Raw genomic sequence first — 15,341 nt, 5'->3', positions numbered from 1 at the left:
CACATGGCACTGGATCGAACTATTCACATATTGACGCTACTGAATAGGACTAGTCAACGGCACCCGTGGCGCGCCCGGCCGCCGGATGATGGAGTGGCGTCATGACCTTCACGGGCTCCACAGGCAGCGGTACGGAACGGACCGAACGCCGGGAACGCGCCGTCGCGGCGGCGGTGGCGCAGGGGCTGGTCGGCCCCGACACCCCGATCATCGGGCTGCTGGACGTGGCCGGCATCCGGGCGGGCGCCGAGGCGCTGCGGTCCGCGTTCGCCGCGGTCACCGACGCGCCGGTGCTGCACGCCTTCGCCGTCAAGGCGGCCCCGCTGGTCCCCGTCCTGCGGTTGCTGCACGAGGCGGGCATCGGTGCCGAGGTCGCGAGCCCCGGCGAGCTGGCGCTGGCCAGAGCTGCCGGGGTGCACGCCGCGCACACGGTCCTGGACTCGCCCGCCAAGACCCCCGCCGAGCTGCGCGAGGCGCTCGCGCTGGGCATCGCGGTCAATGCCGACAACCCGCAGGAGCTGGACCGCATCGACGCGCTGGTCTCCTCGGCCCCCACCCGCTCGCCGCTGGGCCTGCGGGTGAACGCACAGGTCGGCGGGGGCAGCATCGAGGCGCTGTCCACGGCGACGGCGACCTCGAAGTTCGGCGTCGCGCTGCGGGACGAGGGGGCCCGCCAGTGGGTGATCAACGCCTACCTCGCGCGGCCCTGGCTGACCCGGCTGCACACCCACTCCGGCTCGCAGGGCGTACCGCTGGAGCTGATGGCGCAGGGCGTGCGGGCGGTGTACGAGCTGGCCGAGGAGATCAACGAGGCGGTGGGCCGGCAGCAGATCGACACCATCGACATCGGCGGCGGCCTGCCGGTCAATTTCGCCTCCGACGCCGACGACCCCACCCACGAGGCGTACGCGCGGGTCCTGAAGGAGCAGGTGCCGGGGCTGCTGGACGGGCGGTACGGCCTGGTCACCGAGTTCGGCCGGTCGCTGCTGGCGAAGCACGGCACGGTGCTGGCGCGGGTGGAGTACGCCAAGAGCTCCGGCGGCCGGCCGATCGCGGTCACCCACGCGGGCGTGCAGGTGGCCACGCGTACGGTGTACGCGCCCGCCGCCTGGCCGCTGCGGATCGCCGCGTTCGACGCCAAGGGGCTGCCGAAGAGCGGCGGGGAGCTCGCGCAGGACGTGGCGGGCCCGGCCTGCTTCGCGGGCGACCTGCTCGCCGAGAACCGCACGCTGCCGCCGCTGGCGCAGGGCGACTACGTGGCGGTGCTGGACACCGGCGCGTACTACTTCGCCCACCACTACGCCTACAACAGCCTGGCCCGGCCGGCCGTGCACGGCTTCGCCGAGGGCGCGGACGGCTCGGTCGGCTTCGCCACGGTCCGCCGGGCCCAGACGCTGGAGGAGATCGTCGCGGAGGCCGGCGGCGGCCCGGAGCGCGACGCACTCGCCCAGCTCTGAAGCCCGTCGGCCTGGGCCCAGCCCTGAAGTCCCTCAGCCCGGCCCAGCTCTGAAGTTCCTCAATTCCGGCATTCGGCGCGCCGGGCGCGGGCACTAGCTCCCCCACGTCACCATCTCGGGGGAGGTTCCAGATGACGGACACCACCACGCCCGGCTCCACCACACCGCCCGAGGAGACCGGCCTCAAGCGCGCCATCGGCCCCAAACTGCTGATCCTCTTCGTGATCGGCGACATCCTCGGCACCGGGATCTACGCCACCACCGGCAAGGTCGCGGGCAAGGTCGGCGGCGCGCTCTGGCTGCCGTTCGTGATCGGCTTCGTCGTGGCGATCCTGACCGCGGCCTCGTACGTGGAGCTGGTCGGCAAGTACCCCCGGGCGGCCGGCGCCGCGCTGTACACGCAGAAGGCGTTCAAGGTCCCCTTCCTGACCTTCATCGTGGCCTTCATGGTGATGTGCTCGGGGCTGTCCTCGGCGAGCGCGGCGGCCCGCGCGTTCGGCGGCGACTACCTCGCCGAGTTCACCGACGCGGTGCCGCCGACCGTCGTCGCGATCCTCTTCGTCCTCGCGCTCGCGGCGCTCAACCTGCGCGGCGTCTCGGAGTCGGTGAAGGCGAACGTCGTCCTGACGCTGGTCGAGGTGACCGGGCTGCTGGTGATCCTCGCGATCGGGGCGTACGCGATCCTCAGCGGCGACGGGGAGCCGGGGCGGCTGGCCGAGTTCGAGGCGTCGGGCAGCGGTGGGTACGCCCTGCTCACCGGCGTACTGGGCGCCACCGCGCTGGGCTTCTTCGCGTTCGTCGGCTTCGAGGACTCGGTGAACATGGCCGAGGAGACCCGGGACCCGGTCCGCACCTTCCCGCGCGCGATCTTCATCGGTGTGGGCGTCACGGGCACCGTCTACGTCCTGGTCGCGCTCGTCTCGTCGCTGCTGGTGGACCACCGCACGCTGGAGAAGTCCAGCGGGCCGCTGCTGGAGGTGGTCAAGGCCGGCGGGCTGGACTTCCCGCCGAAGCTCTTCGCGCTGATCGCGCTCTTCGCCGTCACCAACTCGGCGCTGATCAACATCATGATGGCCTCACGGCTCTGCTACGGCATGGCCAACGAGCGCATCCTGCCCAGGGCGATGGGCCGGGTGCTCGCGAAGCGGCGCACCCCCGTCACCGGCATCGTCTTCGTCTCGCTGCTGGCCATCGGCCTGGTGTCGACCGGCGAGATCGCGGGGCTCGGCGACACGACGGCGTTCCTGCTGCTGTGCGTGTTCGCGGTGGTCAACATCGCGGTACTGGTGCTGCGCAAGGACCGGGTGGCGCACGCCCACTTCCGTACGCCGACGGTCCTGCCGGTGCTCGGCGCGCTCAGCGCGCTGATCCTCGCCAGCCCGCTGGCCGACCGCCCGGCCGAGGTCTACATCCGGGCCGGCGTCCTGCTGGCCATCGGCGTGGCGCTGTGGGGACTCAACAAGCTGGTGATGAAGGTGCGCGGCGAGGAGCATTGAGGACGGTACGCGCTCCCTGACGCGGCCCGCGCCCCTCGCCGGGCTCACTCCGCGAACAGGCCGCGGGCCGCCGCCCGCGCGTCGAACGCCTCCAGGCTGGCCTGGGCGTCCGGCAGCGCGTCGCACATGGCCTCCAGCAGGACCCGGCCGAGGAGCATGGGGGCGCACACCGTGTCGAAGGCCAGCCCCGTGCCGACCGCAGCGGGCAGCATGAGGTCGGTGTGGCGGGCGACCGGCGCGAACGCGCTGTCGGCGACGGTGACGACGGTCAGCCCGGCGGAGCGGGCGTACGCCAGCGCCTCGATCACCTCGCGGGGGTGGCGCGGCAGCGCGAAGCAGAGCAGGACGCTCGCGCCCGCGCGCACCGCCCCGTCGATCCGGTCGGCGAGCATCGAGCCGCCCTCGTCCAGCAGCCGCACGTCGGGGTGGACCTTGCGCGCGAAGTACGCGAAGCCCGCGGCCTGGCCCATGGCGGCGCGCAGGCCGAGCACCGGCAGCACCGGGGAGGCCGCGAACAGCCGGGCCGCCTCCGTTATGGGCGCGGGGTCGGCGAGCGCCGCCGACAGCTCCTGGAGGTTGCCGATCTCCTCCTGTACGGCCTGCTGGTACTCGTTGAGCGAGTCGGGGGCCGCCGCGGCGCGCTCCGGGGCCACGTCCCGCAGGTGGCGGCGGAGGGCCGGGTAGCCGTCGAAGCCGAGGGCGACCGCGAAGCGGGTCACCGAGGGCTGGCTCACGCCGGCCAGCTCGGCCAGCTCCACGCTGGAGAGGAAGGGCGCGTCGGCGGCCCGGCGCACCATGCAGTGCGCGATCCGGCGCTGGGTCGGCGTGAGCCGGTGCCCTTCGAAGAGCTTCTGCAGCCGCGCCGCCGCACCGGCGGCCGCCTCGGTGGCGCCCTCGCCCCCGTTGTCCCCGCTCATCGTGTCCTCTCGGTCCGGTCCCCGGCGTGTGCTGCCCGACTCTACGGAATCCCCGGGCGTGACCTGCCCGGGCCTAAGCCGTAACCAGCGTTTTACTCCAGCCTATTGCATTTCCATTCACCCGCACCTAATGCTGAATGACTTCATGCAGCGAGAGAGGGACGGCTTATGGCAGGCGTGGTGGAACAACGCTCGATCGACGTCGTACCGGACTCCGAACGGCACGGCACCGCCTTCAGTCAGTTCACGCTCTGGCTGGGCGCCAACCTCCAGATCACCGCGGTGGTCACCGGCGCGCTCGCCGTCGTCTTCGGCGCGAACGCCTTCTGGTCACTGATCGGGCTGCTGCTCGGCAACGTGCTGGGCGGCGCGGTGATGGCCCTGCACTCGGCGCAGGGGCCGCGGCTCGGCCTGCCGCAGATGATCTCCTCGCGGGCCCAGTTCGGGGTGCGCGGCGCGGTCGTCCCGCTGGCCCTGGTCATCATCATGTACATCGGCTTCTTCGCCAGCGGCACCGTGCTCGCCGGGCAGGCGGTCGGCCATCTGACGCACCTCGGCGACACCGCCGGCATCATCACGTTCGGCGCGATCACCGCTTTCGCCGCGGCCGTCGGCTACCGCCTGATCCACGCGCTCGGCCGGATCGCCGGCCTCGTCTGCGCGGTGGCCTTCGTCTACCTCGGCGTACGCCTGCTGGAGCGGACCGACCTGGCCCTCCTGCTGCACGACCGCAGCTTCGACTTCCCGGTCTTCCTGCTGGCCGTCTCGCTCTCCGCGTCCTGGCAGCTGGCCTTCGGCCCGTACGTCGCGGACTACTCCCGCTACCTGCCCCGCGACACCTCGGCCCGCGCGACCTTCTGGTGGACGCTGTCCGGCTCGGTGCTCGGCTCGCAGTGGTCGATGACCTTCGGCGCGCTGGCCGCGGCCGCGGCGCCCGCTGCCTTCGTCGGCCACGAGGTCTCGTACATCGTCGGGCTGGGCGGCACGGGCCTGATGGCCGCGGCGCTGTACTTCGTCATCGCCCTCGGCAAGCTGACGATCAACGTCCTGAACACCTACGGCAGCTTCATGTCGATGGTGACGAGCATCAGCGGCTTCCGCGGCCAACGGACGCTCTCGCCGCGCGGCCGCAGCCTCTACTTCGCCGGGATCATGGTCGTCGGCACGGCGGTGTCCCTCCTCGGCAAGGACTCGTTCCTGACCGCCTTCAAGGACTTCCTGCTCTTCCTGCTGACGTTCTTCACGCCCTGGTCCGCGATCAACCTCGTCGACTACTACCTGATCTCCAAGGAACGCTACGACCTCGACGCCCTCCACGACCCGGCGGGCCGCTACGGCGCCTGGAACACCAAGGCCCTGGCCGTCTACACCATCGGCGTACTGACCCAACTCCCCTTCCTGGTAACCCACTTCTACACAGGCCCCCTGGTAGCCCCCCTGGGCGGCGCCGACATCTCCTGGCTGGTGGGCCTGGCAGTACCGGCCACCCTGTACTGGCTCACCTCTCGGGGTGATCGGGGACCGTCGCACAGCGCCCCGTCAGGGGCGCGGGGAACTGCGCGAGCAACCACAACGGCGCCGCAGTCGACAACGCACGCCGACTAAAACGGCGCGGGGACCGCCGCACCCCGGCGCGCAAGCGCCAGGGGCGGGACGACGGCGGTCCCCGCGAAGGACGCGGACCGGGTCAGGGCCGGTCGGACGCGTCCTGGCGACTGGAGTCCGGGAGCCGCTCCGAAGTCCTTGTCGCCGCACGGATTAATCTGCCGGACCAGTGTTAAGTCCGTGCTGCCTCCGCGTGACACATACGTACACCTTGCGTCGACGGGGAGTTGACCCCCGCCTCGGCCCTACTGCGCGCCCCGCGCGCTCCCACGGGCCAGGAAGGCCAGCAGGTCCTGCCGGCTGACGACACCTGTCGGCTTGCCCTCCACCAGAACGATCGCCGCGTCGGCGGTCTCCAGTACGGCCATCAGGTCGGCGACCGGCTCCCCCGCGCCGACCTGCGGCAAGGGCGCGGACATGTGCTTCTCCAGCGGATCGCCCAGCGACGCGGTCTGCGTGAACAGCGCATCCAGCAGCTCGCGTTCGACGACGGACCCGATGACCTCGGCGGCCATCACATCCGGATGGCCGGCGCCCGGCTTCACGATCGGCATCTGGGAAACGCCGTACTCGCGCAGCACCTCGATGGCCTCGCCGACGGTCTCCTCGGGGTGCATGTGCACCAGTTCGGGGATGCCGCCGTGCTTGTTGTGCATGACATCGGCGACCCGGTCGGTGTCCCCGGTCTCCAGGAAGCCGTAGTCGTTCATCCAGTCGTCGTTGAAGATCTTCGAGAGATATCCACGGCCGCTGTCCGGCAGCAGGACGACCACCACGTCGTCCTCGCTGAGCCCCTCGGCGGCCTTCAGCGCGCCCACCACGGCCATCCCGCAGGAGCCGCCGACCAGCAGGCCCTCCTCCTTGGCGAGCCGCCGGGTCATCTGGAAGGCGTCCTTGTCGGAGACCGCGATGATCTCGTCGGCGACGGTGGCGTCGTAGGCGGTGGGCCAGAAATCCTCGCCGACGCCCTCGATCAGGTACGGGCGCCCGGAGCCGCCGCTGTAGACCGAGCCCTCCGGGTCGGCGCCGATGACCTTGACCTTGCCGTCACTGACGTCCTTCAAGTACCGCCCGGTCCCGCTGATGGTGCCGCCGGTGCCCACGCCCGCCACGAAATGCGTGATTCGGCCGTCGGTCTGCTCCCACAGTTCGGGCCCCGTGGACTCGTAGTGCGACCGCGGGTTGTCCGGATTGCTGTACTGGTCCGGCTTCCAGGCGCCGGGCGTCTCGCGTACCAGCCGGTCGGAGACGTTGTAGTACGAATGGGGGTGATCCGGGTCGACGGCCGTGGGGCAGACCACGACCTCGGCGCCATAGGCCCGGAGCACATTGATCTTGTCCGTCGACACCTTGTCGGGGCAGACGAAGATGCACTTGTAGCCCTTCTGCTGGGCCACGATCGCCAGGCCGACGCCGGTGTTCCCCGAGGTCGGCTCCACGATCGTGCCGCCCGGTTTCAGTGCGCCGGACCGCTCGGCGGCCTCGATCATGCGCACCGCGATCCGGTCCTTCACGGACCCGCCCGGGTTGAAGTACTCGACCTTGGCCAGGACGGTCGCCCGGATGCCCTCGGTCACGTTTTTGAGCCGTACGAGCGGGGTGTTGCCGACCAGCTCAATCATGGATTCATAAACCTGCACGGTGGTCTCCGCGGTAGGGGGCGCGCTGTCCTGCGCCCGTCCGGCCAGCCTATTGCGCTCACCCCCACAGGGCAGGCGCGTTGCGGCGAAGGCCCGGCGGGGCAAGACGTTCTTGACACGAGTTTCGCGAGTCCGCGGAGCGCGCGCCGGGATTCACGCCCTTCGCACGCCCGTGTACGCACTGCGGGGAGGTGCCCGGCCGATGCCGATGACCATGTCCAGGGCGAGAGTGGCACGCCGGATCGCGACGGCCGCGGCGGTCGGCAGCGGGGGCGTCGGGCTGCTCGGCGTCGCCGCGGTGGGCCTGCTCCTGACCGAGGTGCGGCTCGCCCGCCGTACGGTCGGCGGCGCCACCGAGCTGCCGCCGCCCGCCGACGGCCGCTACGGCGCCACGTTCTGGTACCGCACCGACCGGATCCCGCTGCGGCTCGGCTTCCTCGGCGACTCCACGGCCGCCGGCCAGGGCGTCACACGGGCCCGCCAGACGCCCGGGGCGCTGCTGGCCTCCGGCCTGGCCGCGATCGCCGAACGCCCGGTCGACCTGCGCAATGTCGCGCTGCCCGGCGCCCAGTCCGACGACCTGGAGCGCCAGGTGACGCTGCTGCTGGCGGACGGCCCGGTGCCGGACGTCTGCGTCATCATGATCGGCGCGAACGACGTCACGCACCGGATGCCGCTCGCCCACTCCGTCCGCATGCTGTCGGAGGCGGTGGCCCGGCTGCGCCACGCGGGCAGCGAGGTGGTGGTGGGCACCTGCCCCGATCTCGGCACGATCGAGCCGGTGTACCAGCCGCTGCGCTGGGTGGCCCGGCGGCTGAGCCGCCAGTTGGCGGCGGCGCAGACCATCGGGGTGGTGGAGAACGGCGGGCGGACGGTGTCACTGGGCGATCTGCTCGGCCCGGAGTTCGAGGCGAATCCGCGGGAGCTGTTCAGCTCGGACAACTACCACCCCTCCGCCGAGGGGTACGCGACCGCGGCGATGGCCGTACTGCCCACGCTGTGCGCGGCGCTCGGCCTGTGGCCGGAAGAGGAGGAGCGCCCGGAGCCGGCGCGGCGCGAGGGCTTCCTGCCGGTCGAGGAGGCGGCGGCGCAGGCGGCGTCCGAGGGCGGCACCGAGGTCGCGGGCAGCCGGGCGCCGTGGGCGCTGCTCAAGCACCGCAGGCGGCAGCGGATCGCGGTACAGGAGGCCGAGGAGCCGACGGCGGAGGCCGAGGAGCGGGCGCCGTAGCGGGCGGGCGGGTGCCGCCCCCTTGCGCGGCACCCGTCCCATGGGTGAGCATCCGCTCAGTACGGAGGTAAGCAGCCGCTTAGAAAAGAGGTCCGCATCACAGCGCAGGAACCGTGACCTTCGCTGTACGTGCAGGTAGCTTCCCTCACAGCCCACCCGTCACCCGACCACCACCCCTCAACGAGGCGCTCCGCGCCGCCGCTTTGAATTCAAAACCTCTCGTCTGGAGCCGCGTGATGCCCGAAGCCGTGATCGTCTCTGCCGCCCGCTCCCCGATCGGCCGCGCCTTCAAGGGCTCGCTGAAGGACCTGCGCCCGGACGACCTGACCGCCGAGATCATCAAGGCCGCGCTGGCCAAGGTCCCCGAGCTGGACCCGAAGGACATCGACGACCTGATGCTCGGCTGCGGCCTGCCCGGCGGCGAGCAGGGCAACAACCTGGGCCGCATCGTGGCCGTACAGATGGGGATGGATCACCTCCCCGGCTGCACGGTCACCCGGTACTGCTCCTCGTCGCTGCAGACCTCGCGGATGGCGCTGCACGCCATCAAGGCGGGCGAGGGCGACGTCTTCATCTCGGCCGGCGTGGAGACCGTCTCCCGCTTCGCCAAGGGCAACTCCGACAGCCTGCCCGACACCCACAACCCGCTCTTCGCGGAGGCCGAGGCGCGTACCGCCGCCGTCGCCGAGACCGAGGGCTCGACCTGGCACGACCCGCGCGAGGACGGCCTGGTCCCCGACCCGTACATCGCCATGGGCCAGACCGCGGAGAACCTCGCGCGCCTCAAGGGCGTCACCCGCCAGGACATGGACGAGTTCGGCGTACGGTCCCAGAACCTCGCCGAGCAGGCCATCAAGAACGGCTTCTGGGAGCGGGAGATCACCCCGGTCACCCTCCCCGACGGCACGGTCGTCTCGAAGGACGACGGCCCGCGCGCGGGCGTCACGCTGGAGGGCGTGCAGGGCCTCAAGCCCGTCTTCCGCCCCGACGGCCTGGTCACCGCGGGCAACTGCTGCCCGCTCAACGACGGCGCGGCCGCGCTCGTGATCATGTCCGACACCAAGGCGCGCGAGCTGGGCCTGACCCCGCTGGCCCGCATCGTCTCCACCGGCGTCTCCGGCCTCTCCCCCGAGATCATGGGCCTGGGCCCGGTCGAGGCGTCGAAGCAGGCGCTGCGGCGCGCGGGCCTGTCCATCGGCGACATCGACCTGGTCGAGATCAACGAGGCGTTCGCCGCGCAGGTCATCCCGTCCTACCGGGACCTGGGCATCGACCTCGACAAGCTGAACGTCAACGGCGGCGCGATCGCGGTCGGCCACCCCTTCGGCATGACCGGCGCCCGTATCACCGGCACGCTGATCAACTCCCTGCAGTGGCACGACAAGCAGTTCGGCCTGGAGACGATGTGCGTCGGCGGCGGCCAGGGCATGGCGATGGTCATCGAGCGCCTGAGCTGAGCGAATTGAGTACGGTACGTACCAACTGAGCTACGCACCGCGACGATCGGTGGCCCACGTCACCGCGTGACAAGATCGTTGTACCGACTCCCCCGGGATTGTGACCAACACCCCGGGGGAGTCACGTTTCTGCAGGTCGGCGAGGGGTCATCGGGCCGTAGGGGACCCCTGCCGCCGGTCGTCAAGAGACGTGGCGCACTGCGAACGGTCGCCGACCTCCGGCAGGCTGATGTAGGAAGTTCTCCGGGGGACTATCTGCTACCGGGAGTACGTCAGTGACTGCCATCGCTTATGCACTGCTGCCGGCCGCGGCCATCGCCGTGGCGCTGGGAGCAGCCTCCCTGCACACCGCTCGCACCCTGCGCCGCGAGGTCGCCGGACTGCGGGCCGAACTCAGCACCGCCCGTGAGGACGGCGCCGCGGCCCTCGCCGCCATTCCCGCCGCCCGCCCGGCACCCGCCGCCGAGACCCCGCTGGACGACATACGTGCCGCGGTGGCCGACGCGCTGGCCGAGGAGCGGGAGCGGGAGCTCGCCGAGGCGCGTGCCTTCTGGGCCGCGCAGGAGGCCAGAGACGCCGACTCGCCCTCGACGCTGCTGCCGGGCCACCCCGCGCCGGGTGACGACACCGCGCCCGGCGACGGCTTCGACCGCTTCTACCTGCCGCGGCAGGCCGACTTCGCGGGCCTGGACCCGGATGTACTGGGCTCCGAGCCGCTGTTCGGCATGGACGAGGTGGACCTGGAGCCGGTCGACGCCCCGCACGCCGAGACCGTCGACGAGACCGAGTCCGCCGAGCTGGCCGCCGCCCGCCGGCGCCACCCCTCGCACCCCGACTTCTCGCCCCACCCCGCCATCGGCGACCACGAGCGCACCGTGGCGCGCCTGGAGGAGCTGGCCGAGGACCGCACGCCGCTGGCCGACGTCCGGCCGGGCCCGCTGGGCACCCTCGACGTCTATGTCTTCGCCGACGGCACGACCGTCTGCATGACGCCGGGCCACCGCGAGACGGCCGAGCGGGTCGCCGAGGCGCTCCGCGATGGCCACACCACCGTGCTGCTCGGCGGCTCGGGCGTGGCCGGTGCCTACGCGCTGACCTTCGCCTGGGGCGAGGGCCGCGACGACAGCGTCTACGTCCTCGCCGACCGGGTCATCGCCTCCCTCTGAGGCAACCGGCGTCATCGCCTCCCTCCGAGGCGACCGGCTTCGCCGCCCCGGCCTCCCCCGACGGGGCCTTCCTTCGGACCGGGCCCAGTACCCGCCCGGTCCCGGACCGCTCAGCAGCGCGCCGCGGTCCGCCGTACGTCTTCCACGGCCTGTGCCACATCCTCGGCACGGGCCGTTTCCGCGTCCCGCAGGGCGTACGCCAAATCATGACCGGCCACCGCCACTTGGTCGCCGACCGCGAACATGCCGGCGTCCGGCAGCTCGCGCGGCTCCGTTCCGGGCTCCTCCACGCGCTGCGCGCGCAGCGCGAACTCCCTGGCGAGCGCCAGTCCTTCGGCCGCCGCGCCCCGCGCGAGGGCGCTCTGCGGCAGCGCCCTGAGGCGGTCGGCCAGGGTGTCCACAGCGGTCTGCAAAGGCATCACGTCAAGCACGCCGTGAGCCTATGCGCCACTCCCGGGTGGTTGCCAATGCCGGAACGCTCAGGCACGGTGTGCTGAAGGACCAGCATCGAACGCGTCCGGAGGCGCCGATGTCCCAAGTCTTCTCCGAAGAGACCCACCGGAACCTGCTCTCCCGTATCCCCCATTGCACCGGCCGTGAAGTCTCCGACTGGCTTCGCACCGTCGATGAAGGCCCCGCTCTCTTCCGCTTCGAGGAGAAGGTCAGCTGGCTCCGTGGCGAGCACAACCTCGCCTATGGCCACGCCAAGGCGATCGTCCACGAGTACGACCTGCGGCGCGCGGCCCGGAAGTTCTAGCGGACGGTTACCGCGCTCGGTCCGGTCCCGTGACCGGATCGCGCCGGAAACCCGAAGGGCCCGCGGGAGGCAACCTCCCGCGGGCCCTTCGCCGTGTCCACGGCGCCTGGTCGGCACCGGGGTCACGGGTCGTACTAATCGTCGCCGTTCAAGATGGCGACCAGGCGCAGCATCTCCAGGTAGATCCACACCAGGGTCATGGTGAGGCCGAAGGCCGCGAGCCAGGACTCCTCGCGCGGCGCGCCATAGGCGATGCCGTCCTCGACCTGCTTGAAGTCCAGGGCGAGGAAGAGCGCGCCGAGCAGCACGCCGACGAGGCCGAAGACGATGCCCAGGCCACCGCTGCGGAAGCCGAGGCCGTCACCGCCGCCGAACGCCATGAACAGCAGGTTGACCACCTGCAGCAGCAGGAAGCCCATGGCGGCGAAGATCACGAAGCGGGTGAACCGCGCGTTCACCCGCACGAGGCGGGTCTTGTAGGCGACGAGCATCACGACGAAGACCGCCATGGTGCCCAGCACCGCCTGCATGGGTGCGCCGGGGGCCACCCACTGGTTGATCGCGTTGCTGATCGCGCCGAGGAAGAGGCCCTCGAAGGCGGCGTACGCCAGGATCAGCGGCGGCGATGCCTTGCGCTTGAACGCCTGGACCAGGCCGAGCACCATCGCGACGAGCGCGGCGCCGATGGCCAGGCCCATGGAGAGATCCATGATCCATGCCACGGCGGCGCCGGCGACGACCGTGCCGAGCGTGAGGCCCGTACGGACGACGACGTCGTCCATGGTCATGGGGCGGGTCTGCGGGACGTACGGCGGGGCCTGGGTGACGTCCTGCTGGCCCTGGGCGTACGGATTACCACCCGCGTACGGGTTCGTCTCCGCGTAGGGGGCCTGTCCGGCGTACGGGTTCGTCCCCGCGTAAGGGTTGGCGGCGGCCCCGGCCTGCGGCGGCGCATTGAAGCCGGCGTAGCCGTTTCGGCTGAACCCCCGTCGCGAGAAGACCGGGTTGCTGCTCCTCATCTCACTCCTCCATGGCCGCCCTGCGCGGCCTTGGCCTCAAGGGTAATGGCTTGGCAAAGCCACGTCCCTACTCCTCAGGCAGGATCTTCCCGGAAATCCCTCGTCGATGCGGTGCAGACCGGCCCCGCGGCGATATGTGGTGGAAGAGCAGGTTGAGGACGAAGGCGGTGAGGGCGGTACAGGTGATCGCCGAGCCGAAGACGATCCGTACCCCGGCGGGCAGCCCGTCATAGATGTGCGGCGCGCTGACCGGGACCATTCCGGCGGCCAGCGAGACGGCGACGATCAGCAGGTCGGGGCCGTCCCGGAAGTCCACCCGCTGGAGTATGCGCAGACCCACGGCCGCGACCATGGCGAACATCACCAGGGCCGCCGCACCCACCACGGGGTCCGGCAGCGCGGCCACGACCGCGCCGAGCCGGGGCAGACAGCCCAGCGCGATCAGGATCACCCCGGCGACGGCCGTGATCCAGCGGCTGCGGACCCGGCTCATCTCCACCAGGCCCAGGTTCTCGGCGAAGAGCGTGTCGGGGAAGGAGTTCATGCCGGCGGCCAGTACTCCGGAGAGGCCGTCGGCGGCCAGTCCCCTGGCCAGGTCCCCGGTCGACAGCGGCCGGTCGGTCATCTCGGCCACCGCGAGCATGCTCGCGGTGGACTCCGTGAAGATCACCAGCATCACGACGCACATGGCCGCCACCCCGGCCACCGGGAATTCCGGCGCCCCGAAGTGGAACGGCTCGGGCACCCCGGCCCACGCCGTCCCGCCGACCCCCGAGAAGTCGGCGAGCCCCAGCGGCACCGCGGCGACGGTGCCCGCCACCAGCCCCAGCAGCACCGCGATCTGCCCGAGGAACCCCTTGCAGAGACGGGTCAGGGCAATGATCACGACGATGACACCGGCGGCGAGCAGCAGCCGCTCGGGCGCGGCGTAACCGGGCGCCGTGGCGTCCTCGCCCGCCACCAGCTGCGTCCCCACGCCCATCAGGGACAGCCCGATGACCGTGATGACGCACCCGCCGACCAGCGGCGGGAAGTACCGCGCCAGCCGCGCGAACGGCGCCGCGACCAGCAGGCCGAAGACCCCGCCCGCCAGCATCGAGCCGTAGACGGCGGGCATGCCGTACTGCTGCGCGATCAGGATCATCGGCGTGATCGCGGCGAAGCCGGCCCCGGCGACCACCGGCAGCCGTACGCCCAGGAGGCGCCCCGCGCCCACGCTCTGCACCACCGTGATCACCCCGGCGATCAACAGATCCGCCGCGATGAGCAGGGCGATCGTGTCCTGCGGCAGGTCCGCAGCGGCGCCGAAGAGCAGCGGGACCGCGAGCGAGCCGGTGTACATGACCAGGACGTGCTGGAGGCCCAGGACGAGCGTCCGGCCGAGCGGCGGCACCTCGTCCACGGGATGCCGTTCCCGGGCGGCGGCGCTCGGGGCCGCCATCAGGCGCCCGCGCTCTCCGCGGCCGGCCGCGCGTGTTCCGGCGTGGGCTCCGGGACCGCGGCCGACCGCAGCCGCGCGGCCTCCCGCCCGGCGCCCTCGTTGGGCCGCAGCGCCCGCGACCCGGCCAGCTTCGCCGCGATGTGCTCGCCGATGGTGACCGGCTCGTACAGCGCCTCGTCGCCCGGGGCCACACAGCCGGGGAGCGCGCTGATGACGGCGTCGTGGTTGCCGTCGTGGAAGTAGGCGGCCGAGCGGCGCCGTACGAGGCGTCCCGCCGCGTCCGTGGGCGGCAGCACCCGGTGCAGGGTGGAGCGCCACCGGTCGTTGGTCCATCGGGCCAGCGCGTCGCCGAGGTTGACCAGGACGGCGCCCTCCGCCGGTACGACGTCGTGCCAGGTCCCGTCGGTGCCGAGGATCTGCAGGCCGGGCACGCGGTCCGCCCACAGGACGGTGACGATGCCGTAGTCGGTGTGCGCGCCCATCCCCATCTGCCGCTTGTCGACGACCGTCTCCCCCGGCGGCAGCGCGTAGTTGTTCATCCGCAGCACGTCGACCGAGCGGTGCGTGTACGGCGTGAAGAAGCCCGGCTCCAGGCCGAGCGCCACCGCGAACACCTCGGTGAGCCGGCGCGCGAGCGCCCCCGCCTGCGCGAACCACTCCTCGACCGCCTCCCGGAACCCGGGGACGGTGTCCGGATCCGGCCAGAGGTTCGCGGGGAAGTACTCGGCGGGCAGCGCGGCACCGGCGTACGGTCCGTCGGCCGCACCGGCCTCGACCCCCACGTTGAACGCCTCGAACAGGTCCTCGGGGCTCGCCACCCCGAGGCTCAGGCTGAGCTTCTCGGCCCTCGGCGGGGTGTAGCCGCGGTTGATCTCGGGCGGCGCGCACAGCGCCCGTTTCTCCGCCGCCGGCCGGCCGAAGAACGCGTCCATCGCCGCGGCCAGTCCGTCGGCCGCGCTCCGCGGGATGCCGTGCCCGGTGATCTGCATGAATCCGACGGTGCGGGCCGCCTCGTCCACGGCCGCCGCGACCGCGGCCCGCGCCTCGGCCGTTCCGTCCCGCCAGCCGGACAGGTCGATCACCGGAACGTCGAGCCGGCCGTCCCCGCGCTGTGTCTCGCCCATTGCCGTGCACCCCTTCCGCCGCTTCAACAGTTTG

At 71.8% G+C, this 15,341-nt stretch carries 13 protein-coding genes; 7 read left to right on the top strand and 6 right to left on the bottom strand.

The genetic code is table 11. From position 1 onward, the window contains the following. The first annotated feature begins 101 nt into the window (after positions 1–101). Together AB0I82_RS34830 and AB0I82_RS34825 are read left to right on the top strand one after the other, a co-directional pair. The gene (locus AB0I82_RS34830) at positions 102–1,457 is read left to right on the top strand and encodes a diaminopimelate decarboxylase (RefSeq protein WP_363261493.1); all 1,356 of its coding nucleotides are present in this window, start codon (positions 102–104) and stop codon (positions 1,455–1,457) included. A 131-nt stretch (positions 1,458–1,588) separates the two neighbouring features. After that, the gene (locus AB0I82_RS34825) at positions 1,589–2,953 is read left to right on the top strand and encodes an APC family permease (RefSeq protein ID WP_363261492.1); all 1,365 of its coding nucleotides are present in this window, start codon (positions 1,589–1,591) and stop codon (positions 2,951–2,953) included. A gap of 44 nt (positions 2,954–2,997) precedes the next feature. On the opposite strand, the gene AB0I82_RS34820 is transcribed toward AB0I82_RS34825, so the two are convergent. Beyond that, complete coding sequence (locus AB0I82_RS34820; RefSeq protein WP_363261491.1) at positions 2,998–3,870, bottom strand: MurR/RpiR family transcriptional regulator; 873 nt, start codon at positions 3,868–3,870, stop codon at positions 2,998–3,000. 168 nt (positions 3,871–4,038) lie between these two features. Here AB0I82_RS34820 and AB0I82_RS34815 point away from each other — a divergent pair, with 168 nt between their 5' ends. Then, complete coding sequence (locus tag AB0I82_RS34815; protein WP_363261490.1) at positions 4,039–5,475, top strand: cytosine permease; 1,437 nt, start codon at positions 4,039–4,041, stop codon at positions 5,473–5,475. A gap of 245 nt (positions 5,476–5,720) precedes the next feature. Here AB0I82_RS34815 and AB0I82_RS34810 read toward each other — a convergent pair whose 3' ends face one another. Then, positions 5,721–7,115: a cystathionine beta-synthase gene (locus tag AB0I82_RS34810; protein WP_363261489.1), complete on the bottom strand. Its 1,395-nt coding sequence runs from the start codon at positions 7,113–7,115 to the stop codon at positions 5,721–5,723. A 202-nt stretch (positions 7,116–7,317) separates the two neighbouring features. Between AB0I82_RS34810 and AB0I82_RS34805 the strand changes: the two genes are divergently transcribed. The 3 genes from AB0I82_RS34805 to AB0I82_RS34795 all read left to right on the top strand — a co-directional run bounded on the left by AB0I82_RS34805 (position 7,318) and on the right by AB0I82_RS34795 (position 10,966). Next, positions 7,318–8,343 carry an SGNH/GDSL hydrolase family protein gene (locus AB0I82_RS34805; RefSeq protein ID WP_363261488.1) on the top strand — a complete coding sequence of 342 codons (1,026 nt, stop codon included), beginning with the start codon at positions 7,318–7,320 and terminating at the stop codon, positions 8,341–8,343. A gap of 236 nt (positions 8,344–8,579) precedes the next feature. Beyond that, positions 8,580–9,800, top strand: coding sequence for an acetyl-CoA C-acetyltransferase (locus AB0I82_RS34800; protein WP_363261487.1), 1,221 nt, complete (start codon positions 8,580–8,582; stop codon positions 9,798–9,800). A 275-nt stretch (positions 9,801–10,075) separates the two neighbouring features. Further along, complete coding sequence (locus AB0I82_RS34795; protein ID WP_363261486.1) at positions 10,076–10,966, top strand: hypothetical protein; 891 nt, start codon at positions 10,076–10,078, stop codon at positions 10,964–10,966. A 110-nt stretch (positions 10,967–11,076) separates the two neighbouring features. Here AB0I82_RS34795 and AB0I82_RS34790 read toward each other — a convergent pair whose 3' ends face one another. Then, positions 11,077–11,397 carry a hypothetical protein gene (locus tag AB0I82_RS34790; protein ID WP_363261485.1) on the bottom strand — a complete coding sequence of 107 codons (321 nt, stop codon included), beginning with the start codon at positions 11,395–11,397 and terminating at the stop codon, positions 11,077–11,079. 98 nt (positions 11,398–11,495) lie between these two features. On the opposite strand from AB0I82_RS34790, the gene AB0I82_RS34785 reads away from it, so the two are divergent. Continuing rightward, positions 11,496–11,723, top strand: coding sequence for a DUF4287 domain-containing protein (locus AB0I82_RS34785; protein WP_031067161.1), 228 nt, complete (start codon positions 11,496–11,498; stop codon positions 11,721–11,723). Between the two features lie 134 nt (positions 11,724–11,857). Here the strand turns inward: AB0I82_RS34785 and AB0I82_RS34780 are convergent, their stop codons facing one another. From AB0I82_RS34780 to AB0I82_RS34770, 3 genes are all read right to left on the bottom strand, one after another. After that, entirely contained in the window at positions 11,858–12,742 is an 885-nt protein-coding gene (locus AB0I82_RS34780) for a Bax inhibitor-1/YccA family protein (RefSeq protein ID WP_363261484.1), read from the bottom strand. 67 nt (positions 12,743–12,809) lie between these two features. Beyond that, positions 12,810–14,183, bottom strand: a complete 1,374-nt coding sequence (locus tag AB0I82_RS34775) for a nucleobase:cation symporter-2 family protein (protein ID WP_363261483.1) — start codon at positions 14,181–14,183, stop codon at positions 12,810–12,812. Next, positions 14,183–15,307, bottom strand: coding sequence for a 2-oxoglutarate and iron-dependent oxygenase domain-containing protein (locus AB0I82_RS34770; RefSeq protein WP_363261482.1), 1,125 nt, complete (start codon positions 15,305–15,307; stop codon positions 14,183–14,185). The genes AB0I82_RS34775 and AB0I82_RS34770 overlap by 1 nt, the downstream gene beginning before the upstream one ends. Positions 15,308–15,341 lie beyond the last annotated feature (34 nt).

Source organism: Streptomyces sp. NPDC050315 (genome assembly GCF_040655775.1).
In the GTDB taxonomy this organism is placed as follows: domain Bacteria; phylum Actinomycetota; class Actinomycetes; order Streptomycetales; family Streptomycetaceae; genus Streptomyces.
The sequence above is the reverse complement of the archived record's forward strand: the minus strand, read 5'-3'. Positions and strand labels throughout refer to the sequence as shown.